The sequence below is a fragment of the Bacillus sp. 196mf genome (assembly GCF_003217275.1).
GTDB lineage: Bacteria > Bacillota > Bacilli > Bacillales > Bacillaceae_G > Bacillus_A > Bacillus_A thuringiensis_S.
On record NZ_QJTG01000091.1, the window covers coordinates 1 to 2,369 of the forward strand.

Below are 2,369 nucleotides of genomic sequence, written 5' to 3' on the forward strand. Positions count from 1 at the left end.
AAAAAGAAAGTAAAGAAAAAGAAAGTAAAGAAAAAGAAAGTAAAGAAGAAAAAATTAAAGAACAAATCAAGGAATTAGACAAGGATATTAAACAGAACGAGAATACCTTAAAAGAATTAAAAGAAAATAGAGATACTATTGAAGATGCTGATACGAAAATAGACGCCTGGCAAAAGGATGTAGATGCAGCTAAGGAGAAAAGGGATAACCTCGTAGAACAACTAAAAGAGATATCTGGAGGGAAAGAGGAGGAAAAAGAGAAGCAAAAAGAGAAAGACGTTGAGGATGTAAAATTCGAAATACGTAAAAGACAAGAGGGTGAGTGGAAAGATATTGACAAAAAGTTATCCGGAACAGATAAAGGGGCAAGAAATAAGAAAGTAACAGAACTAATAAAAAAGGTGAAAAACGGCGAAATAAAACTAAAGCAAGCAATGGAGGAGTTAAACGAGATTCAACTAGCAATGGCGGATAAGAGAACAGGGATATACGATAAACTTGAAAGGATAATTGATAAAATAGGTGTAGAGAAATTAAATAGAGATAAGGTAGTTTCGGATACGCTCATAAAACTTCGAAAAGAAGCGGATAATATCAATCTTTTTGAAAGAACTAAGCTGGAAAATTTCGCTTCTGAAAAATTACAAAATCTTTACACACTGATACACTCAGATATTCCGAATGAAACAAAAGTCCTACTAATTAAGAACGTGGAAGATCCTAAATATGTCGAGCAACTCATGAATATATTAGAGAAAAGTACACCTGGTACTTTGTTAGAATTGGAAGACGCTGTAATACGTAAAGATACAGGTGACGTACTTGGTATTGTGGCTGCATTAGAAAAACAAAATACTTTACAAGAAGAAGATAAAAAGAAACTGAATGACATGAAAGAGAAAGTGGCTGATGATAAGCTAGACTGGGAGAAGAATAAAGAGATATTAGATGGTATATTGGAAAATTTAGGTGATATGATGGTGAAGTATGAAAGAAAGCTTAGTGAAGAGGGGGACCTCTCCGAAAACCAAAAAAACATAATTAGGAAGTTGGAAAAAGTTGATGGTAAGAGTGAGATTGACAGAGAAAAAGAGGATGTATTAGGAATAAGTGAGAAATATGGGCGTGAGATAATAAATGTAAATCGCCATGCTGTAAATAGTTTAAAGCAAGATCTATTGAAGCTTAGAGGCGAAGAAACTGATCAAGATAAAAAGGAAAACTTGGATGAAGATATTAAAAAGCTATATGAAGTAGAGGAGAATTTAATTGTGCTAGATATTCTTAATTTGCATAAGTTAGGCCAAATATGGAAACTTCAAGCGGCTTTTGAAAAAGAAGATAAAGAACAATGTAAGGAAATAATGGAACATATCAGTAAATACGGAAGTCTATTTGAAGAGAGTAAAGATACGCTTGAAGTGTTCCAAAAAGATATAGATGTCCCAGGGTTTGATTTTAAAAAAGCAGCGGAAAAGATGAAAGAGTTTATTAAATAAAAGTGAAACTACATGTGGTTGGTGAAAAATTAAACACAACTAACCTTGTATGAGATTTTTATTAATCGTCGATTTAACTCTGCTTCTGTAGCCTTCTTTCGAACTGTATTTACTACACTTCTACAAGCTAAAATTGGAGGTGTATCTAAGATTTCTCATTCTCATTCTTCCTACTTTGAGCGCATTCGCATCTACCTATCCTGGTGCCGGAGGATGTAGTCATAAAGCTGGTGTGAAAATTGAACCAGGAAAACGAAGTGGTCAGGCGTATGGTGCGACTCGAACAGGCATGGCACAAAAGAATGAACTATATATTCGTGACTTAGGATATTTTCGTCTACAAGACTTTAAGTCTATTCAAGATAAGCAAGGATATTATTTATCACGTCTAAAGTTACCCACTAAAATATATAGAAAAGAATTTGAAACAGTAGTATTTAAAACAAAACCCGCTCAATTAAAAGCCGTATATATACAAATTCATTTGGAAGACATCATGAAACAATTGCAGCCTGGCCAAGTGTATGAATTACATGATGTATATGTAGGGAGTAAAGACAAACTGCCTACTCGAATTGTAGTTTATAGATGTACCGAGGAGCAAAAACAGAAACGTCTACGTGATCGAGCTATTCGCGAAAAGAAAAAAGGAATTACATATACAGAGCGTACAAAACTTTTACAAGGTATTACGGTATATATGACAAACATTCCTACGGAATGGGTACCAAAAGAGAAAATTTATGATCTATATTCACTGCGTTGGCAAATTGAGCTGTTATTTAAAATATGGAAATCTTGGTTTCAAATTCATCGTTGTAAATCTATTAAACAAGAACGATTAGAATGTCACCTTTATGGGCAACTCAT

The 2,369-nt window shown here is 33.7% G+C and carries 1 protein-coding gene and 1 pseudogene; both read left to right on the forward strand.

The annotated features are described in order from the left end of the window. Positions 1-1,499, forward strand: a 1,499-nt coding sequence (locus ATL10_RS31535) for a hypothetical protein (RefSeq protein WP_181419377.1), incomplete at its 5' end; no start/stop codon positions are given. A gap of 60 nt (positions 1,500-1,559) precedes the next feature. Continuing rightward, a pseudogene (locus ATL10_RS30585) lies at positions 1,560-2,369 on the forward strand (IS4 family transposase); the annotation flags it as partial.